Source organism: Collinsella sp. HCP28S3_G2 (assembly GCF_052065125.1).
Classification (GTDB): domain Bacteria; phylum Actinomycetota; class Coriobacteriia; order Coriobacteriales; family Coriobacteriaceae; genus Collinsella.
On sequence record NZ_JBQHUO010000002.1, the window covers coordinates 26142 to 46798 of the forward strand.

18 protein-coding genes and 2 tRNA genes are annotated in these 20657 nt (G+C 60.6%); 17 read left to right on the top strand and 3 right to left on the bottom strand.

The window, feature by feature from the left end; translation table 11 throughout:
- Positions 1-102: 102 nt before the first annotated feature.
- From ACTNB2_RS01920 to ACTNB2_RS01930, 3 genes are all read right to left on the bottom strand, one after another.
- The gene (locus ACTNB2_RS01920; protein ID WP_154516024.1) at positions 103-945 is read right to left on the bottom strand and encodes a Cof-type HAD-IIB family hydrolase; all 843 of its coding nucleotides are present in this window, start codon (positions 943-945) and stop codon (positions 103-105) included.
- Between the two features lie 87 nt (positions 946-1032).
- Positions 1033-2451: a citrate synthase gene (locus ACTNB2_RS01925; protein WP_441044635.1), complete on the bottom strand. Its 1419-nt coding sequence runs from the start codon at positions 2449-2451 to the stop codon at positions 1033-1035.
- A gap of 74 nt (positions 2452-2525) precedes the next feature.
- Positions 2526-2813, bottom strand: a complete 288-nt coding sequence (locus ACTNB2_RS01930) for an ACT domain-containing protein (protein WP_006235289.1) — start codon at positions 2811-2813, stop codon at positions 2526-2528.
- 349 nt (positions 2814-3162) lie between these two features.
- On the opposite strand from ACTNB2_RS01930, the gene rpmE reads away from it, so the two are divergent.
- From rpmE to ACTNB2_RS02015, 17 genes are all read left to right on the top strand, one after another.
- A complete protein-coding gene (rpmE, locus tag ACTNB2_RS01935) occupies positions 3163-3588 on the top strand; it encodes a 50S ribosomal protein L31 (RefSeq protein ID WP_006235303.1) in 426 nt (141 codons plus the stop codon).
- Between the two features lie 191 nt (positions 3589-3779).
- Positions 3780-4883 carry a hypothetical protein gene (locus ACTNB2_RS01940; protein WP_441044638.1) on the top strand — a complete coding sequence of 368 codons (1104 nt, stop codon included), beginning with the start codon at positions 3780-3782 and terminating at the stop codon, positions 4881-4883.
- A gap of 7 nt (positions 4884-4890) precedes the next feature.
- On the top strand, positions 4891-5142 hold the full coding sequence (locus ACTNB2_RS01945) for a hypothetical protein (protein ID WP_441044640.1): 252 nt from the start codon (positions 4891-4893) through the stop codon (positions 5140-5142).
- A gap of 156 nt (positions 5143-5298) precedes the next feature.
- On the top strand, positions 5299-8106 hold the full coding sequence (secA, locus tag ACTNB2_RS01950) for a preprotein translocase subunit SecA (RefSeq protein ID WP_154516012.1): 2808 nt from the start codon (positions 5299-5301) through the stop codon (positions 8104-8106).
- Positions 8106-9254, top strand: a complete 1149-nt coding sequence (prfB, locus tag ACTNB2_RS01955) for a peptide chain release factor 2 (protein WP_441042315.1) — start codon at positions 8106-8108, stop codon at positions 9252-9254. The genes secA and prfB overlap by 1 nt, the downstream gene beginning before the upstream one ends.
- A gap of 161 nt (positions 9255-9415) precedes the next feature.
- Positions 9416-10306 carry a YitT family protein gene (locus ACTNB2_RS01960; RefSeq protein ID WP_441042317.1) on the top strand — a complete coding sequence of 297 codons (891 nt, stop codon included), beginning with the start codon at positions 9416-9418 and terminating at the stop codon, positions 10304-10306.
- A 207-nt stretch (positions 10307-10513) separates the two neighbouring features.
- Positions 10514-11344 carry a transketolase gene (locus ACTNB2_RS01965; protein WP_154516003.1) on the top strand — a complete coding sequence of 277 codons (831 nt, stop codon included), beginning with the start codon at positions 10514-10516 and terminating at the stop codon, positions 11342-11344.
- Between the two features lies 1 nt (position 11345).
- Positions 11346-12287 carry a transketolase family protein gene (locus ACTNB2_RS01970; protein ID WP_441042319.1) on the top strand — a complete coding sequence of 314 codons (942 nt, stop codon included), beginning with the start codon at positions 11346-11348 and terminating at the stop codon, positions 12285-12287.
- A gap of 452 nt (positions 12288-12739) precedes the next feature.
- A complete protein-coding gene (gene ftsE, locus ACTNB2_RS01975; RefSeq protein WP_441042321.1) occupies positions 12740-13957 on the top strand; it encodes a cell division ATP-binding protein FtsE in 1218 nt (405 codons plus the stop codon).
- The gene (gene ftsX, locus ACTNB2_RS01980; RefSeq protein WP_441042323.1) at positions 13944-14864 is read left to right on the top strand and encodes a permease-like cell division protein FtsX; all 921 of its coding nucleotides are present in this window, start codon (positions 13944-13946) and stop codon (positions 14862-14864) included. Before ftsE ends, ftsX begins: the two co-directional genes overlap by 14 nt.
- Positions 14865-15132: 268 nt before the next feature.
- Positions 15133-17268, top strand: a complete 2136-nt coding sequence (locus ACTNB2_RS01985; protein WP_441044642.1) for a ribonuclease R family protein — start codon at positions 15133-15135, stop codon at positions 17266-17268.
- Between the two features lie 288 nt (positions 17269-17556).
- The gene (locus ACTNB2_RS01990) at positions 17557-17943 is read left to right on the top strand and encodes an arsenate reductase family protein (protein WP_441044644.1); all 387 of its coding nucleotides are present in this window, start codon (positions 17557-17559) and stop codon (positions 17941-17943) included.
- Positions 17944-18253: 310 nt separating this feature from the next.
- A tRNA-Gln gene (locus ACTNB2_RS01995) sits at positions 18254-18327 on the top strand.
- 17 nt (positions 18328-18344) lie between these two features.
- Positions 18345-18421: transfer RNA gene (locus ACTNB2_RS02000), tRNA-Glu, on the top strand.
- Positions 18422-18516: 95 nt separating this feature from the next.
- Positions 18517-19434 (top strand): hypothetical protein, encoded by a 918-nt coding sequence (locus ACTNB2_RS02005; RefSeq protein WP_154515983.1) that lies wholly within the window; start codon positions 18517-18519, stop codon positions 19432-19434.
- Entirely contained in the window at positions 19424-19894 is a 471-nt protein-coding gene (gene smpB, locus ACTNB2_RS02010) for an SsrA-binding protein SmpB (protein WP_006235325.1), read from the top strand. The genes ACTNB2_RS02005 and smpB overlap by 11 nt, the downstream gene beginning before the upstream one ends.
- Positions 19895-20126: 232 nt before the next feature.
- The gene (locus ACTNB2_RS02015) at positions 20127-20630 is read left to right on the top strand and encodes a flavin reductase family protein (protein WP_427717758.1); all 504 of its coding nucleotides are present in this window, start codon (positions 20127-20129) and stop codon (positions 20628-20630) included.
- The last annotated feature ends 27 nt before the right edge of the window (positions 20631-20657 follow it).

Consider the following 20657-nt stretch of genomic DNA (forward strand, 5'->3'; position numbering starts at 1 on the left):
AGTCCTTGCAGCGCCCCGTGAAGAGTGCCCCCAACGACTACTGTGACCAGGGTAGCTAAAAAAGCCCCGTCCCAAATTAGCTACCCTGCCGGGTTGCTGCTGCTAGGCGAGGGCGGCCATGATGGCGCGGGCGACGCCGTCGTGGTCGTTGTCGTATTCGGTGATGGCGCCGGCGGCTTCGCGGTCCTCGGGCTCGGCATTGATCATCGCCGTACCGTGGCCCGCTGCCTGCAGCATGGGGATGTCGTTGATGTTGTCGCCGAACGCCCAGGCGTCGGCGAGAGGCTCGCCCAGATGCCCACATAGCCAAGCCAATGCCGTTCCCTTGGTGGCGCCCCCGCCCATGACCTCGATATTCATGGCGTACGAACGCGTGACCTCAATGCCTTCGAGTGTGTCGAGCGCCGCCACGATAGCATCGCGGTCGGCTGAGTCGTGCCAGTACATGGCGATGCGTTCGAGCACCTCGACCTCGTCGATTTTGCTGTCGATATCCATGTCGATCGGCGTTCGCGTGCGCTTGAGCGAAGCCGCGATGTGAGGATCTCCGCCGCAGAATTCGTCCAGGCGCGTGTAGAGCGAGCGGGGGAGGAAGCACTGCCCGTCCGCGAAGATATCGAAGGTCACATCGTGGCCGGCGGCAATGCTATGGACGCGGTGGGCGATGGCGCGGTCGAGCGGTCGGCTCAATATGCGCGTGGCGCGTGAGGCATCGGTGGGCACATCCTCGTCGAGCTGCCAGACGCTAGCGCCATTGGCGCAGACCGCGTAGTGCACGGCAGGATGGGCGAGGATGGCCTCAAAGACGCCCGACAGCGGACGCCCCGTGCACGGTACAAACTCAATGCCGCGACGTGCGAGCTCGTCGAGCATCGCCCAGGTGGCGTCGCTCATCTGCTTGTCACTCGTCAACAGTGTTCCATCCATATCGGAAAAAACAATCATTCGATACAGCCCTTTCTGCTGGCATAAAAAGCGTGGCCGAGGGCGGTGATGCCCTGGCCACGCTCGTGTTCTATAACGGTGCGCGTCCTAACGGTCGGCGAGTGGCTTGTACTCCAGTGGCTCGATCACCGGACGGTATGCCGGGCGAATAATACGGTGTGCGCAGAAGAGCTCTTCCATGCGGTGTGCCGACCAGCCTGCCATGCGGGCCACGGCGAACATCGGCGTAAAGAGCGTCTCGGGTACGCCGAGCATCTTGTAGATAAAGCCCGTGTACAGGTCAATATTGGCGCAGATAGGCTTGGTCATGCCGTGGTCGCGCATGACCTGGGGCGCCAGGCGCTCGATGCGCTCGATCAGCGCGAATTCCTCGCCCAGATCTTTCTTGGCGGCGAGCGAACGTGCGTAGTGGCGGCAGACCTCGGCACGCGGGTCGCTGAGCGTGTAGACGGCGTGCCCCATGCCGTAGATGAGCCCCGTGCCGTCAAAGGCCTGCTTGTCGAGAATCTTGCTCAGATATGCAGCGACCTCGTCATCGTCTTCCCAGTTGGAAACATGCGCGCGAATGTCCTCGTGCATGGATACGACCTTGGCGTTGGCACCGCCGTGACGCGGGCCCTTGAGCGAGCCGATAGCCGCGGCGTAGGCGGAATACGGGTCGGTGGCCGAAGACGACAGCACGCGGCAGGCGAACGTGGAATTGTTGCCGCCGCCGTGCTCGGCATGGAGCATAAGCATCACGTCGAGCAGCATCGCCTCGTCGCGGGTAAACGCCATGCCGCCGCGCAGCACCTGCAAAATGGTCTCGGCCGTGGACAGGCCGGGCGTGGGGTGCGGCACATGCACCTCGGAGCCGCGACGCTTGGCGACCGAAGCCATGTGCGCGAAGGCGGCAATACGGGGCAGACGGGCGAGCATGGAGATGGCAACATCGATCTCGTGCTCGGGGGTGATCACGTCGGGCTCGGCGTCGAAGGCATAGAGCAGCAGCACGGCGCGCTGAAGCACGTTCATGATGCTCGACGACACCGTGGTCATCGGGAATTCCTTAACGTACTCGTCGCTCAGGTGCCTAAACGCGCCCAGACGCCCGCAAAAGCCGTCGAGCTCATCCTTGTTGGGCAGCGAGCCCGTAATGAGCAGGTAGGCGACCTCTTCGTAGCCATAGCGGTCCTCGGCCTGGGCATTGTTGACGAGGTCCTCGATGTTGTAACCACGCAGCGTGAGTCGACCCTTGTCGGGCACGACCTGGCCGTCGACCTTGTTGTAGCCGTGCACGTCCGAGATACGGGTGAGGCCCGCGACCACGCCCGATCCGTCGGCATTGCGAAGACCGCGCTTAACATTGTGCTCGACAAACAGGCCCTCGTCATAAGGCTCGGTGGGCATGCCGTAATACAAATTTTCGCTTTCGGGCGCAATCTGGCGGCTGGCCTCGTAGTCCAGGACCAGGCGGCTCAGGTGGTCGTCGAAGCGGTAATAGATTTTCTTGGCGTCGTAGGCCATGCGCGCTCCTCTCCGGGCTATGTGGCGACGTTGCGCCTGGGCGCACGTTGGGCCGTCGTCACGCAGCCTGTTCGCTACAGGCGGTACATAAAGTTAAAGACGTCCTCGCGCTGGATGGACACGTTGACGCCCGAAAGCTCGCCGGCCTCGGCCAGGGCCTTCTGCAGCTCGGCGAAGTCGAGCTTGGACTCGGCGGTGTCGGCCAGCATGGTCATGGTGAAGATGTCCTCGATAATGGACTGCGTAATGTCGCGGATGTCGACATTGGCTTCGCCCAGGACGCGGGTGACGCCGGCGACAATGCCGGGGCGGTTCTTGCCAAGGACGGTGATGACGATACGGGAGGACGAGATCTCGGCCATGGGAAACCCTTTCGCGTGTTGGCGGCGCGCGGCGGCGCTCCGCTACGGTACAGTGTTCATCATTGTACCTGTCCCGTGCAAAAAGGGGCGCCTTTGCTGCGGCGTTACACGTCTGCAACATGGAGCGCTTGTCTCGTAGGGTGTATTTTTGGAACCCTGGACAGCTCGGGCGGCTCTGTTGGCGCCGCGATCGGGCAGATTCGCCTGTGTACTCCGGCGTAAAGACCGTGAACCTTTTGTGGGACGCTCGACGCCGTGGTAACATAGCCGAGTTTGTTGTCTTGGTCGGAAACCAAGACGCCTTATGCGCTGATCGGTAACCAGCGCCTGACCAATAAGGAGTCCTACCATGAAGCAGGGTATCCATCCCCAGTATGTCGAGTGCACGGTGACGTGCTCCTGCGGCAACACCTTCAAGACGCACGCTACCGTGTCCGAGATGAAGGTCGAGCTTTGCAACGAGTGCCACCCGTTCTACACCGGCCAGCAGAAGTTCGTCGACACCGGTGGACGCGTCCAGCGCTTCGCCGACAAGTTTGGTGGCGCCGCTGCCGCCCAGCTCAAGAAGGCCGAGGAGGCCAAGGCTGCCAAGGCCGCCAAGGCTGCTGAGGCCGAGGCCGCTCGCAAGGCCGCCGCTGAGGCTAAGGCTGCCGAGAAGGCCAAGCGTGCCGCTAAGTTTGCCGAGGAGGCTGCCAAGCAGGCCGCCGAGGCTCCCGCAGAGGCTCCCGTCGAGGAGGCCGCTGCCGAGGCCGAGACCACCGAGGCTGCTGAGTAAATAGCTCGCCGAGGAATCGCTCGCATTCATGGCAAAAGGGCCGTGCATCCAATTGGGTGCACGGCCCTTTTCTTATCGACGCAAAGTAGCACGTCCTCTTTGCACCGAACGGTGGGGATTTTTCGTTTGCCCAGATAAAACCTGCCAAAATAAACCTGTCCCTTTTTGGCAGGTAACCGATAGGAGGCTACGTGGACACATCGACGTCCTTGGGCAATCGCGAGCTCGCGGTGGCAAAGAAGCGTGCGCTCGATGCTGCCTATTTTAGGAAGGGTATCGCTGTCGCGGCGCTTTCGAGCTGCATGTATGCGCTGTACACGGCCTTTGTTACCGCCGGTCAGCTCTTTGGCGTTTGGGCCGGTTGGTTCGATGCATTTGCTCCCTCCGGCCTTTTGGCGGTATTCATCTTGCCCACGATCGCCTCGGGCGTCAATGACGTGTTGAGTGCCGTCTGGGCCACGTTTTTCACTGCCGGTCAGGGCAAACTCGCCGACCTAGGCCGCTGCATCGCCTCAAAGCCCGGCGTCATCGTTATCGCCGCCGCCTTCATTGGCGGGCCCATCGCTTCTGCCGCCTACGTTATCGCGCTTTCGCAGGCAGGCACGCTTGCCGTGCCCATCGCCGCGCTCAACCCCGCGATCGGTGCGGTGCTCGCCCGCGTGCTCTACCGACAGCCGCTTAGCCCCCGTGTCGTCACCGGCATCGTTGTCTGCGTGGTCGCCGGCGCTATGATCGGTAGCGCCGGCCTGAGCGGGCAGGCATCTTTCGGCATGGCGCTTGGCTTGGGCCTGGCGCTGTTAGCCGCCCTGTGCTGGGGCGTCGAGGGATGCGTGGGCGGCCGCGCCACCTGCATGATCGATCCTCAGATCGCCATCAACATCCGTCAGCTTGTCTCGGGCGTCGGCAACCTGTGCTTGGTACTGCCGGCCCTAACCTTGGCATGCGGAGAGCCCCTTGGTCAGAGTTACGTCCTTGTCGCCCAAGCGCTCACCGACAAATCCTCCGTCGTGTTTTTCGCCTGCTCCGGTTTTGCCGCCTACTTTTCGTTTATGAGCTGGTATCGCGCCAACTCCATGTGCGGCACGGCGCTGGGCATGGCCATCAACGGCACCTATACCTTTACAGCGCCGCTGTTTACGTGGATTATCGTCGGCCTGGTCTTGGGCTTTGACGGCTACGCGCTTCCGTCCGTTGCATGGGTGGCGGCCGTCGTCAACCTCGTCGGCATTTGCCTGATCGCCGTGAATCCCCTCGACATGGTTAAAAAGGACGGTGATCGGGATGCTTCCGCTTAACTATGCCATGCTCGATTATTTTGTTTGCCATGACGAGGCTTGCGTCGACGATGTGATGGCCGATCTCGCGGCCGAGTACGCATCGTTTGCCGCCTTTGCAAGGCCGCGCATGCAGGAGGCGCTCATGACCGCGCACAAGAATGGCCTGATTGACGAGGCGCGCTTTGATTTGGATGCCGAAGGCGAGCTTCGCGTCTACTATCGGGCGAGCGCCGAGCAGCGCAAAGTTATCGGCGCCTATCTGGGCCGTAGCCATTAAAAATAAAACGCCCTTTTTGGCAGGTCGGTCGTAGTTATTACGTGGGGGATGAGGTCGAGCGTATAGCGTGCGCCCCGTTTGGCTAAAGTACAACTATCTGTGTTTAACTCGCCCAGTGCACCTCGCTACGGGCGATGGCCAAAAAAGGAAAACCACATGGGATTCATGTCAAAGCTGCTGTCCTTTGGATCCGATAAGGACCTTAAGCGCTACTACAAGATCGTTGACCAGATCAACGGGCTTGAGCCTCAGTTTGAGAAGATGACCGAGGAGGAGCTTCGCGGCCAGACCGATAAGTTCCGCGAGCGTTATGCTAACGGTGAGTCGCTTGACGACATGCTCCCCGAGGCCTTTGCCACCGTGCGCGAGGCTTCAAAGCGCATCACGGGCATGCGTCACTTTGACGTACAGCTCATCGGCGCCATGGCGCTGCACGAGGGTCATATCGCCGAGATGAAGACCGGCGAGGGCAAGACACTCGTCTCCACCCTGGCCGGCTATCTTAACGCCATCGCCGGCAAGGGCGTGCATGTCGTTACCGTCAACGACTACCTGGCAAAGCGCGACTCCGAGTGGATGGGCCGCATCTACAAGTATTTGGGCATGACCGTCGGCCTGCTGCAGAACAACATGCCGCTCGAGCTTAAGCGCCCGGCCTACCAGGCCGATGTCACCTACGGCACCAACTCCGAGTTTGGCTTTGACTACCTGCGCGACAACATGGTCACCCGCCCCGAGCAGCGCGTCCAGCGCGGCCACAGCTACGCTATCGTCGACGAGGTCGACTCCATCCTGATCGACGAGGCCAGGACCCCGCTGATCATCTCGGGCGCCGGCACCAAGTCGGCCAGCACCTACAAGGACTTCGCGCGCGCCGTGCGCGGGCTGGAGCGCGGCGAGGACGTGTCGCACGATATGCTCACCGCCACCGAGGACGTGGAGCCCACGGGCGACTACGTCATGGACGAGGCCAAGCACACCATTGCCGCCACCGAGCGCGGCCTCAAGAAGATCGAGCGCCGCCTGGGTATCGAGGACATCTACGCCGACCTTTCGGGCCAGCTGGTCAACCACCTGCAGCAGGCGTTGAAGGCCCAATACATGTTCCACCGCGACAAGCAGTACGTCGTTACCAACGGCGAGGTCAAGATTGTCGATGAGTTCACCGGCCGCATCATGGAGGGCCGTCGCTACTCCGAGGGCTTGCACCAGGCTATCGAGGCCAAAGAGGGCGTGCTGGTGCGCGAGGAGAACCAGACGCTGGCTACCATTACCCTGCAGAACTACTTCCGTCTGTATGACAAGCTCTCCGGCATGACCGGTACGGCGCTTACCGAGGATGCCGAGTTCCGCGAGATCTACAAGCTGCCCGTCGAGGTCATTCCCTCCAACAAGCCCGTGCAGCGTGTCGATCACGAGGACCTGGTCTACCGCACCATCCAGGCCAAGTACAACGCCGTTGCCAATGATGTCGAGCAGCGTCACGCCAAGGGCCAGCCGGTCCTGGTCGGTACCGTCTCCATCGAGAGTTCCGAGAAGCTGTCGGCCGCCCTTACCAAGCGCGGCATCGCGCACGAGGTCCTCAACGCTAAGCATCACGAGCGCGAGGCTCATATCGTGGCCCAGGCCGGACGCTACGGCGCCGTGACCATCGCTACTAACATGGCTGGTCGTGGTACCGACATCCTGCTGGGCGGCAACCCCGACGAGCTGGTGCGCGAGCGCCTTGAGTACGAGGGCCTGACCATGGAGGACGTGACGCCCGAGCAGCTCGAGCAGTTTAACGCCGAGGCCAAGGAGACCTGCAAGGCCGAGCGCGAGCGCGTGCTTGCCGCCGGCGGCCTGACCGTCATCGGCACCGAGCGCCATGAGTCCCGTCGTATCGACAACCAGCTGCGTGGCCGTTCTGGCCGTCAGGGCGATCCGGGCGAGACCCAGTTCTACCTGTCGCTCGAGGACGATCTGATGCGCCTGTTTGGCGGCGACAAGATGGACCGCGTCTCCAAGATGATGGTCACGGCAGAAATGGGCGACGACATGCCCATCCAGCACAAGATCATCTCCAAGGCCGTCGAGAGCGCCCAGCACAAGGTCGAGAGCATCAACTTCTCCATGCGCAAGAGCGTTCTTGAGTACGACGACGTGATGAACAAGCAGCGCCAGGTTATCTACGCCGAGCGCAACAAGATTCTGGACGGTAAGGACCTGACCGACCACATCACCGAGGTCATGCACGACACCGTGTACCGCTGCGTGCAGGAGTTTTGCACTAAGGACAGCCACGACGGCGAGCGCGACCTCGATGGCCTGCGCAAGTGGGTCGTGGAGCTGACCGGCCATATCGATACGCCCAAGTTCCCCGACGAGGATTACGAGGCCCTTGCTGCCGATGTCCTAGCCTACGTCGAGAAGTGCTACAACATGAAGGCCGAGCGCCTGGGCGAGGACCTCATGCGCGAGCTCAATACTCAGGTCATGCTGCGCGTCATCGATACCCGCTGGATGAACTACCTGCAGGAGATGGACTATCTCAAGACCGGTATCGGACTGCGCGGCTTTGGTCAGCGCGACCCGCTGGTCGAGTACAAGACCGAGGCCTATGGTGCCTTCCAGATGCTCGTTGACACCATGTACGAGGATTACCTGCGCACCGTCCTGCGCATCGAGATCAAGGCCGCCCCGCAGGCTGTGGAGCGCAAGGAGGACCCCGCGCTCGAGGGTGCGCGCTTCTCCGGCCCCGCCGACGTCGATGGCGACAACGGCAACTCGGTCCTGCGCAAGGAGGCACGGGCACAGGCTCGCACGGCCGTCCAGGGCGGACCGGCAGCTGTCAACAACGGCGCTAAGGTGACCACCTACCGCAAGTCCGAGAGCGACGACCCGTATGTCAACGTGGGTCGCAACGAACCGTGCCCTTGCGGCAGCGGCAAGAAGTTCAAGTACTGCCACGGCAGGAATCGTTAATGGCCGAGGCTTTAGAGGTAACGCCCGCCGAGCTGGACAAGTTTGCGGACCGGCTCGGCGAGGTCGAGTCGTATCTTCATTTGGACGAGAAGCGCACCCACGTGACCGAGCTTGAGGCCAAGAGCGTCGCTCCCGGCTTTTGGGACGACGCCGATGCCGCTCGCGCCACGATGGAAGAGATTGCGCGCGCCAAGGAGGATATCGCCGCCGTGGATACCGCGCGCGGCGAGCTCTCCGATGCCCGCGCGGCGCTGGAACTTGCCGAGGAAATGGGCGATGACCCCGATGCCGCTGCACTGCGTGAGGAGGCTGCCGCCACGGCTGATCGTCTGGCGCGCGCCATCGATGAGCTCGAACTTTCGAGCTGGTTTACCGGCGAGTTCGATCACGGTGACGCGATTGTGACCATCAAGCCCGGACAGGGCGGCTTGGAGGCGCAGGACTGGACCTTCATGCTCTTTAAGATGTACATGAAGTACTGCCAACGCCGTGGCTGGAAGGTCACCATCAACGATTGCCCCGCTGCCGAGGTCATTGGCATTGATCGCGCAACCTTTACCGTTGAGGGCAAGGATGCCTTCGGTATGCTTCGTGCCGAGGCCGGCGTTCACCGTTTGGTGCGCATTAGCCCCACCGATGACAAGAAGCGTCGACAGACTACGTTTGCCGGCGTCGAGGTCATTCCGGTGCTGCCCGACGATATCGATATCGAGATCAACCCCGACGATATCCGCGTCGACGTGTACCACGCAAGCGGCCCGGGCGGCCAGGGCGTCAACACTACCGACTCCGCCGTGCGCGTGACGCATTTTCCCAGCGGCATTGTAGTGACCTGCCAAAATGAGCGCAGCCAGATTCAGAACAAGGCCGCGTGTATGCAGATTCTCAAGGCCCGCCTGTACGAGATTGAGCTCGAGAAGCGCGCCGAGGCGCTCGACGAGATCCGCGGTCCCAAGACCACGATTGGCTTTGGCAACCAGATCCGCAGCTACGTGCTCTATCCGTATCAGATGGTCAAGGACCTGCGCTCGGGCGTGGAGACCAGCAACGTCGACGCCGTTCTCGACGATGGCGACTTGGATCCGTTTGTGATCGGCTACCATCGCTGGGCTACCGGCAATGCTGACGCGGAGTCTCCGTCCGCTTAAGCCCCGGGTGAGTCACGGACCGACACTAAACTCTGGACAGGTGGTTTTATATCCAGAGCAAACCCGCCGCGGGGTGGTTTTTCCTCGGCGAATCGGTAGAATCGAATACGGTAAGAAGTTCAATGCGCACCCAATGGGGTGCGCTTTTTGAGGGGGGTAGCATGGCATATCGTCTGGATATTAAGCGCATTCTTTCAATGAACTTCTTCCACGATCTGCCCCAGATTATGCTTGGGTGCGCTTTGGCGGCCATCGCGACCGACCTGTTTTTGATTCCCAACGGTCTTGCCGCCGGTGGCGTTACGGGCCTTGCGACTATTATCCAGGCGGTCGGTGCCGCGCGGGGCGTGTCGCTGCCCGTCGGTATCCAAACCATCGTGATGAATGCCTTGCTGTTGCTGGTCGTCATGCGCGAGGGCGGCATGTTCTATGTGGTACAGACGGCGACAGGCTTTGTGCTACTGGGCTTCTTTACCGACCTGTTTGCCCCGTTTGTAGCGCCTCTGGCAGATGCAGACCTGATGCTTCCCGCTATGTGGGGCGGCATTATCACGGGCATTGGTTACGGCATGGTGTTACGCGCCGGCGCCAACACCGGCGGCTCCGACACCATCGGCCAGATTATCTCACGTAATACCTCGCTGCCAGTGGGTTCGACCGTCATGGCGATCGATGTCGCCGTATGCGCGGCATCGGCCCCCGTCTTCTCTCTGGAGAACGCGCTGTATGCAGGGCTTTCGATGGTAATGAGCGGCTATGTGATCGACGCTGTGGTCGATGGCGGCAACAAGCGCCGTATGGTGCTCATCATCTCGGAGAATTTCCCCGATATCGCGGCCGATATCATGTATGGCCTGGGTCGCGGCTGCACTAAATTAAAGGCGACCGGCATGTATTCGGGCGCTGAGAAGCCGGTGATTATGGTGATCGTTAGCCGCCGCGAGCTCAATACACTTAAGACCATCGTGCGTGAGCGCGATCCTCAAGCTATCGTGACGGTCGCCGACGTTACGGAAGCCTTCGGTGAGGGGTTCAAGGACATTAACGCGTAGGGCAGACGGCGCTCCATCCAAAAGACGTTCACATTGATAAACCGATTCATCAGCGGGTCTGCCAGCTAAATTATTCAAATAATGATAAAAACTCTGGTAAAGCCTTCAGTTTCCAGCATAATGAATGGCGCACGTGCATTGCGGCTGGGTTGGGATTACCTTCTGCGCCGTGCGCATCTTGTCTAAAGAGGATGAAAGGAAGGCACAATGAGCGACGAAGAGCTCAAAAAGGTTGCCAACGAGGTAAGGAAGGGCATCGTCACCGGCGTGCACGCTGCCAAGTCCGGCCATCCGGGCGGTTCGCTCGGCTCTGCCGACATCATGACTTATCTGTACTTTGAGGAAATGAATGTCGACCCGGCCGATCCTCGCAAGGCCGACCGCGACCGCTTTGTGCTCTCCAAGGGCCATTGCGCTCCGGGTCTGTACGCCGTGCTCGCCGAGCGCGGATTCTTCCCCAAGGAGGACCTCGAGACGCTGCGCCATATCGGCAGCCACCTGCAGGGCCACCCCAACATGAACGACACCCCGGGCGTCGACATGTCCACCGGCTCGCTGGGCCAGGGCATCTCCGCCGCCGTGGGCATGGCCGTCGCCGCCAAGCACTGGGGCGATACTTACCGCACGTACGCCCTGCTGGGCGACGGCGAGAGCGAGGAGGGCCAGGTCTGGGAGGCCGCCATGTTTGCCGGCAATCAGCAGCTCGACAACCTCTGCGTGATCGTTGACCACAACGGCCTGCAGATTGACGGTCCCGTCGAGGAGGTCAACGATCCCATGCCGCTCGCCGACAAGTTCCGCGCCTTTAAGTTCCACGTGGTGGAGCTCGCCGACGGCAACGACTTCGGTCAGATTCGCGCCGCCTTTGCCGAGGCTCGCGCCACCAAGGGTCAGCCTACCGCCATTATCGCCGAGACCATGAAGGGCAAGGGCGTTTCCTTTATGGAAAACCAGGTTGGTTGGCACGGCAAGGCCCCCAACGATGAACAGTTTGAGCAGGCCATGGCAGAGCTCACGGCCGCCGGAGAGGAGCTCTAGGATGGCAGACGTCAAGAAAATCGCCACGCGTGTAAGCTACGGCGAGGCCCTCGTTGAGCTCGCTGCCGAGCACGACGACTTTGTGGTCCTCGACGCCGACCTGGCTGCCGCCACGCAGACCGGTAAGTTTAAGGCCGCCTGCCCCGACCGCTTCTTCGATGTGGGCATTGCCGAGAGCAACCTGATGGGTGTCGCCGCCGGTATCGCGACCACCGGTCGTACTGCCTTCGCGAGCACCTTTGCCATGTTTGCCGCCGGCCGCGCTTTTGAGCAGGTCCGTAACTCCATCGGCTATCCGCACCTCAACGTCAAGATCGGCGCCACGCACGCCGGTATTTCGGTGGGCGAGGACGGTGCCACGCACCAGTGCTGCGAGGATATCGCCCTTATGCGTGTTATCCCTGGCATGACCGTGATTGTCCCGGCCGACGACGTGGAGGCCCGCGCCGTGGTCCGCGCCGCCTACGAGTGCGACGGCCCCGTGTACATGCGCTTTGCCCGTTTGGCCTCGCCGGTCATCAACGACCCCGAGACCTACAAGTTCGAGCTGGGCCGCGGCATCGTCATGCGTGAGGGCGCCGATGTGACCATCATCGCCTGCGGCCTGATGGTTGGCGAGGCTCTCGAGGCTGCCGAGCAGCTCGCTGCCGAGGGCATCGACGCCGAGGTCATCAACATGCACACCATTAAGCCCATCGACGCCGATCTGATCGTCAAGAGCGCCGCCAAGACCGGTCACGTCGTGACCGTCGAGGAGCACTCCGTGATCGGCGGCCTGGGCAGCGCCGTTGCCGACGTGCTCTGCGAGCAGTGCCCGACGCCGCTCAAGAAGATTGGCGTCAACGATACCTTTGGCGAGTCCGGCCCGGGCGCCGAGCTCCTGCACAAGTACGGCCTGGATGACGCCAACATCGTGGCAACCACCAAGGAGTTCTTGGCCTAGGGCAAGACGAGGCAAAGTATCGCTTCAGCAACCGTATGCAAGCCAGAACAGGGGCGCCCCCAAAGAGGGCGCCCCTGTTTTTTTGTCGGTAACAAACAAATCAGGCCCGCACCAAGCAAGGGCTTCCTCCGGGAAGCGGGCCCATATCAGCAAAGTGCAACTCAGCCCTTCCAACTTTGTATATGCAGCACCTCAAGAAAAACGCGGCGACTCCTTAGTAGCCGCAGGCCGCGCACAGGGCTACCTCCCAAATCTTTCCGCAGGACGGAGGAGTCCCCGCCCCGCGAAGCGCGCAGCGGGGACTCCGACATGTCCGAGGACGATTTGGGAGGTAGCCCTGTGCGCGGCCGGTGAGACCAAAACCTTGCCATGCTTCTTATGTGCAGCGAAGCTAATGCTGCTAAAATACAAAGCGCTCATGTAGTTTAAACGCACGATGATAAGGAGCACCAGTGGGTAACCACTTCCGTACCTCCGGTGCGGGCGATGAGGCCCCCAAGACGCAGCATGGCGTCCCGGGCACACGTTTCGCCACTCCGGATTCAGAGGGCCAGCATATTGCCCAGGCCCCCGCACAGCCGGCAGATCAGGCACGGCCGGCATCCGATCCCTTTGCCTACAATCCCCCCAGCGATGTCGAGCTTTCTGCCGCTGCGGGCTTTGAGCCCGTCCAAAAGGTGACTGCTCGCGTGAACCAGCCTCAGACGTCAGCCGAGCCTCAGCCGACCATGGCGGGCATTCCCGATCCCATGGTTCCTGCTACGCCCGCGCCGCAACCGGCGCAGTCCGGCCTCTTTGCCGGCATTCCCGATCCTACGCAGCCCGCTGCGCCCATGGTCGAGAATGATCAGGCTGCCGAGGTCGCAAGTCTTGACAATGCGCTCAACAACCCCGATTTTACGTCGGTGTTCGCGCCTATCGATCCGCAGGCAAGTCGCAAGAAGATGGCCAAGCAGGCCGGTGTCGAGCCCGTCATTCTGATGGAGCATGTCACCAAGATCTACCCGGCACAGCCCAACAAGCCCGCACTCGACGACATCAACATCGAGATCTATCCGGGTGAGTTCGTCTTCTTGGTCGGTCATTCCGGATCGGGTAAGACCACGCTGCTTTCCACGCTCAACCGTGATGTCAGGCCTACGAGCGGTCGCATTTTGGTCGCCGGTCAGGATCTCATGAAAATCAAGAACCGTAAGGTTCCCTTCCTGCGCCGCCAGATTGGCGCCGTGTTCCAGGACTTTAAGCTTCTGCCGCAAAAGACCGCCTATGAAAACGTGGCGTTTGCCCTGCAGTGCATAGGCAAGCCCAAGGGCGTCATTCGCAGCCAGGTGCCCGAGGTACTGCGTCTGGTCGGTTTGGCCGATCAGATGGACTCGCTGCCCGATCAGCTTTCCGGCGGCGAGCAACAGCGCGTGGCCGTCGCTCGCGCCATGGTCAACCGTCCGCCGTTGCTGATTTGTGACGAGCCAACGGGCAACCTCGACCCGGCAATTTCGCTCGGCATCATGAAGCTGCTCGAGCGCATTAACCGCACCGGCACGACCGTGATCGTGGCTACCCACGATCGCGAGATGGTCGATAGTATGCATCGTCGCGTGATCGCCCTCGAGGGCGGCCACGTAATCCGCGACCAGGAGAGGGGAGGTTACGGCAACTATGGCACCAACTAACGTGGGCTATTCGCTCAAAGAGGCAATGAGCCACTTCTTCCGTAACTGGACCACCTCGCTCGGCGCCGTCATCACGATTTTCCTTTCGCTGTTTATCATCGGCCTGTTCATCATGGGTTCCGCGATGCTGAACTCCGTGATCGGCACCGTTGAGGATCAGGTTGTTATCAACGCGTTTATTAGCGATGACGCCGACCAGGCCGACGTCCAGGCTTTCGAGAGTGAGCTCAAGACGTGGAACAACGTTAAGTCCGTGACCTATAAGGACAAGGACGACGCGCTGGCCGAGTACACGAGCAAGATGTCGGGTAACGCCGACGCCACTCTGAGTGCACTTGATGGCCAGAATCCGCTGCCTGCTTCGTTCGCGATCGAGATGGACGATCCGTCCCAGGTCGAGAGCACGGCCAAGAAGCTCAAGAAGAACTCCGATTTCCAGAAGATCGCGGATGACGGTGACGTCGATGCGAGCGTTCTGTACGGTCAGGAGGAAGTGAGCCGCCTGTTCCAGGTGACGAACTACATCCGCATCGCTGCCGTTGTGCTTGTTGGTTTGCTGACGTTTATCGCGTTCATCTTTATCAACAACACGATTCGCCTGTCGATTACGGCTCGCCGCCGCGAGATTGCTATCATGCGCCTGGTGGGCGCCAGCAATGGCTTTATTCGCGGTCCGTTTATCACCGAGGGCGTGCTGCAGGCCATTTTGGGCTCGCTGCTTTCCATCGGTGTTTTGGAGCTGCTTCGCAACCTGTTGGTTCCGCGTCTTCAGGAGAGCATTGGCTGGATGTCGTTTGCGCTGCCGATGCAATACTACCTGGTGACGTATGCCGCACTGATCCTGGTCGGCGTGATCATCGGTCTCTTTGGTTCCGCCATTGCCATGCGTCGCTACCTGCGCGTGTAGACACAGCTGGAATTAGTTTTGTTAACGGGCCGTCCCGCTCTGGGGCGGCCCGTTTTTTAATTCCCGTGCGACGGAGGAAAAGGGCTCACCGGTAGTTCGGCTTGTCTCGATAATTCGATTTTCTCCGTCACATAGGGATCATGACGCGAGGTGCGTGCCCTGTTGTTGATTGGGTAGACTCTTTGAAGCGTGCGGTTTAGGCCTGCACGGTGTTTTGACATGATGCGGCTGCGCCTGCGGGCCCCGCAACAGATAGTAAGGAGGCGCCATGGGGCGCAATAACAAACATAAGCGTAGCGCTCGCAACAAGCGCGCGCCGGTGCGCAGCGAGCGGCGTCCCAGCCTGACGGGCCGTGTGCAGCTCCATGAGCACAGCGCCTATGTTGTCACCGATAATGGCGACTATAAGGTTATGGGTCGCGGCAAGCGCGAGATTATGGACGGCGACATCGTGGCCGTGAGCATTAAGACCGGACCGCGCGGCGATCGCCGTGCCGTGATCGAGGGCGTTGTCGAGCGCGCGGCCATAAGCGTGGTGGGCACGTATCAGACGGCAGGCCCCCTCGGTGTGATCGAGCCGCTTGATTCGCGTCTCAAGGCCGATTTCTTTATTTTGCCCGAGGATACTTCGGCGGAGCGTTTGGGCGTGCATCCGGGCGATGCAGTCGTCGCACGCATCTTGACCTATCCGACACGCTTGGAATCGGGCACCGTGACTCTTGAGCGCCGCATTGGCGGCGACGATGCACCCGACTTGGGCGTTCAATATGTCATGGCTCGTTACGGCTATACCGATAGTTATCCCGAGACCGCCCTTGCCGAGGCCGAGGAGCTATCGCTCGACGTGGCGACAGCTCTTAAGGACCCACTTCGCCGTGATCTGCGCGACCGTTTTATCATCACGATCGATCCGGTCGACGCGCGCGACTTTGACGACGCCATCTCGTTGGAGCGCACGACGCAGGACGGCTACAAGCTGGGTGTCCATATCGCCGATGTATCGCATTATGTGGCCTGGGACGGACACATCGACCTAGAGGCTCGCCATCGCACGACGTCGGTGTACCTTGCCGATCGCGTGCTTCCCATGTTGACCGAGCGCCTGTCGAATGACCTGTGTTCCTTGCGCCCCGACGAGGATCGCCTGGCGTTTACCGTCGACATCGAGCTCGATGCGCAGGGGCACGTCCGCCACTACGATCCGTATCCCAGCGTGATTCGCTCGCGCGTGCGCATGGACTATGACGGTGCCGAGGCACTGCTGGTGCGTGCCGGTGCGGTGGAGTACTCCGTGTTGGAAGGTGCTGCCGAGGATGTTGCTGCAGCCGAGGCGTCGCGCGAGGAGGCGCTTGAGCGCGGTTTGACTTGCGAAGAGACTGCCCGCGACTACGACGTGGATCTGAGCGATTTCCTAGTCGCTGCCAACGAGCTTGCCGAGCGACGCCGTCGCATTCGCCGTGCGCGCGGCTCGGTCGACTTTGACACGGCGGAGATTCGCGCTTTGCTGGACGAGGACGGCATTCCCGTGCAGATCGTGGCCCGCGAGCGCTCGTGTGCCACGTCGCTCATCGAGGAAGCTATGCTGCTTGCCAACGAGTGCGTTGCCGAGTGGCTGGCAGACCGCGATATTGAGGCATGCTATCGCGTGCATGAGGATCCCAGCCCCGACAGCTTGCACGGGGCCGCTGTGGCGCTGGCGCAGCTGGGTATCATCGACGATCGCCGCGCGGCCGGCATTGCCCTGGGAAGTCCCGATGAGCTGCAGGCGGCGGTTGACGCTGCCGCTGGCACGGCAAATGCCCCGCTTGTCAACACGTTGCTATTGCGCAGTATGCAGCGCGCGCTGTACAAGCCGCGCAACGAGGGCCACTTTGCGCTCGCCGCGCCGTGCTACTGCCACTTTACGAGCCCTATCCGACGCTATCCGGACCTTGTTGTCCATCGCGTGCTCAAATTGCAACTGGCGTATGAGCAGCTGGGCGGCAAGGATGCCTTGGCGCGCACGCCGCGGCTGATCGGCAGGGGTCGCGAGTCGCTGCCGCGCATCTTGCCGCAGATTTGCCGTGCATGCAGCGATGCCGAGCGTGCGGCCGACGCCGCCAGCCATGCGACGCAAAAGATCAAGATCGCCCAGTATTACGAGGATCGTCTGGGCGAGCGCTATGCCGGAACCATTTCGTGGGTCAGCAGCATGGGCCTCTTTGTGCGCCTCGACCTGACACAGGCCGAGGGCTTGGTCTCGATTAAGAGTTTGGGAAGCGAGTGGTTCGAGTTTGACGAGGACGCGCTCACGCTCACGGGTGCCGACACGGGGCGCCGTTTTGAGTTGGGGCAACGCGTGATCATCGAGGTCTCGCGCGTCAACACGACTCGCGGGCACCTGGACTTTAAGCTCATCCATTAGTTTGGCCAGAAAAAACTTGGTTGGCGACCAGGTGCATAAGATTTTTGATCCCGGCAGGCTCTTCGACATTATTGACCTGGGTTTCGATGCTGCGGGCTATGTCGCCGCTATCGTGCTGGTGTTGCTGGTGGCCGCGTTGGTGCGTTATGACACCCGTCCCATCGGCGCCCATGCAAGACGTGTCTGGATACCCAAGATGCTACCGGCATCGTTGGATACTCTTTATGGCAACCGGTTACAATGTCAACTGCCGATACGCGCCATCGACGCATCGGCGCTTACCCAGACATGCGTCTTTACGAAGAGGAGATTCCTGTGGCAGTGCTATTTGTTGAGTATCCCAAGTGCTCTACCTGTAAAAAGGCTAAGGCATGGCTGGATGAGCACGGGATTGAGTATATCGATCGCGATATCGTAGCGGATAACCCAACAGCCGAGGAGCTTTCCGCGTGGGTTGCGCGGTCGGGATTGCCGGTGCGACGCTTTTTTAACTCGTCGGGCATGAAGTATCGCGAGCTGGGGCTCAAGGCTCGTCTGGACGCTGGCATGACGGACCAGGAGTGCTTTGAGCTACTCGCGACTGACGGCATGCTGGTTAAGCGCCCGCTGCTGGTGGGCGACGACTTTGCGATCCCCGGCTTTAGGGAAGCGGCTTGGACCGAGGCGTTGCTGTAGCGACTGCGGGGAAGCTGTATCCCGTTTTGGATGCCGATTTTGGGATACAGTTTTCGCTGACAGACTTGCTCCGGTCAGTTTTTGAACCGCGGCCACCCGAGCGGGCCGAAGAGCTATGCGTGCTTGTCGAAGTATCGCTTCGCCATCCTTTGTCCATAAGGGGCAGATGTGTCGCTTCACAGGTCCTTCACGGGTTGGCTAAAATCAGGCCAATTTTAAAAAAGTCAAAATTAAGACTTGCGTCATCGCGATGCTTCCCGTATATTTCTTTCTTGCGCAAAGGCACAGCCGAGCGCAGCGATGCAGTCATTGGGATGTCGTCTAATGGCAGGACAGCGGATTCTGGTTCCGTCAATGGGGGTTCGACTCCCTCCATCCCAGCCATTGCATTTGCTACATATGGCCCGTTCGTCTAGCGGTTTAGGACGCCGCCCTCTCAAGGCGGAGATCACCAGTTCGAATCTGGTACGGGCTACCACAAATTGAATGCCCGGGCCTCGCAAGAGACCCGGGTTTTGTGTATGCACCGCATGTGTGGAATGAGCCGCGTTTCACCTGGACCGAGGAGTTGCCATGGACCTGCCCATCAGCCTACAAGACATTACGTATGCCGAGAATTACCTGGCGCAGGGAGACCTGGCCACGGCGACGCCGCTGCTGGAGCGTTTGGTGGAGCTCGCCGAGGAGTATATCGATGCCGAGTGCAAAACGGAGGAGAACCGCCAGTACTTTAGCTTCGATAGCAAGTTTGAGCGCCTGGCCTACCGCCGCGTGGAAAAGGATCCACGCGAGCTGGTGCAGGTCGAGGTGCCCTTTGATCGCCTGTACTCCGACATGGCGTTTGCCTACATCCGTCAGCAGGATTATGTGAGCGCCCGCAATGCCTTGATGCAGGCCGTGCGCTGGGACCCCATGAACTGCAACTACCGACTGGATCTGGCCGAGCTGTTCCGTGCGCTCGAGGACAAGCAGGAGTGGGCTTCGCTTTCGTTTTCGGTGCTGGAGCGTGCGAGTGACGGCAGGTGCGCCGCCCGCGCCTACGCCAACTTGGGCCAGTACTTTTTGGAGCCAGAGACTGAGAACGTCTCGGCGGCCGTGGGTTGCGCACGTCTGGCGCTGCGCTTGGCCCCTGGCGATTCACATACGACGCGCTTGCTCAGCAAGATCCATGCCACCTATCCGGATGCCGCCGACGAGAGTGATGAGCATGTGATGGGCGAGCTGGCGTTACAGGGCGTACCGACCTCGCCTTCGGCCGAGATTGCCATTTGTCTGATTATGTGTGCGACCGACGCTGCGAGCGACGGCGACAAGCAGGAGGCTACGCGCCTGACGGTCCGTGCCCGCGACCTGGTGGGCGAGGAGGCATGCGCGGCGATCATTAAGCTGGTGCGCGAAAGCGATGCCGAGCTCAACGCCGAGCGCAAGGCCAAACGCGAGGCCGCGAGCGGGAAAGCCGATGACGCCGAGGAGGCCGGCGATGCCCAGTAAGCGCGAGCGCAAGCTCATCTCCAAGAATCGTTCGGCGCATCACGAATACTTTATCGACGAGACATTCGAATGCGGCATTGAGCTGAGCGGTACCGAGGTCAAGTCGATTCGCGAGCGCGCGTGCCAGATCACCGACACCTTTGCACTGATTCGCGGCGGCGAGTGCTGGCTGGTGGGTTTGCACATCCATCCCTATAGTCACGGTGGCGTGTGGAACCGTGATCCCGATCGCCGGCGCCGTCTGCTGCTGCATCGCAAGGAGATTGATTTTCTTGACGGCAAACTACGCAACCGCGGCTATGCACTGGTGCCGCTCGAGCTCTACTTTAATACCGATGGTCGCGTTAAGCTGCTGTTGGGCCTGGGCCGTGGCAAAAAGCTCTACGACAAACGCGAGGACATGGCCAAACGTGACGTTCAGCGCGAAATCGATCGCGCGCTTAAGGAGCGTAATCGCTAAGGGTTGATATCCGGGCGGGCGGGGATGTTCATCCATCACTGTTGTCGTACTCCCGGTCTGCTCCTCGCAAGTTGCGGTGGAATAGTTCCTGTTTGTTGGGTATCCAGGCTTAAACAGGGACTTTTTCACCGCAACTGCGTGTGGCTCATTTTTCTTACCGTTCTGACACATATGTTTCATTGTGGGTACATACATCTGGAAGGCTCAATTCCGAGTTAGGGGAGTGATCGTTTTGGATAAAACTGCGTTCTTTACGATGCCGTGCGGGCTGTATGTGGTGAGTGCCGCGGCAGATGGGTCGCGCGCCGGCTGCATTATCAACACCGCGGTGCAGGTGACGTCCACGCCGCCGCGCATTTCGGTTGCCGTGAACAAGGAAAATGTCACGTCTGGCGTTATCTCGTCTGCCAAGGCCTTTGCGCTGACCGTGATCGATCAGACGGCCGATATGCCCTACATTGGTAACTTTGGATTCCGTACCAGCAGCAACTATGACAAATTTGCCAAGTACGAGACGCGCGAGACCGCACTGGGCATGCCCTATGTTCCCGAGCATGCGGCGGCCTTGTTTAGCTGCCGTTTGATCGACACAGTGGATGTGGGCACGCATCTACTGTTTATCGGCGAGGTCGAGGATGCCGAGCGCCTGAGCGACGAGACGCCGCTCACCTACGATTACTACCATAAGGTCCTGAAGGGCAAGACGCCGCCCAAGGCGTCTTCGTACCAAGGGTAGAAATGCGGTAAAACCGCTTGCATTATA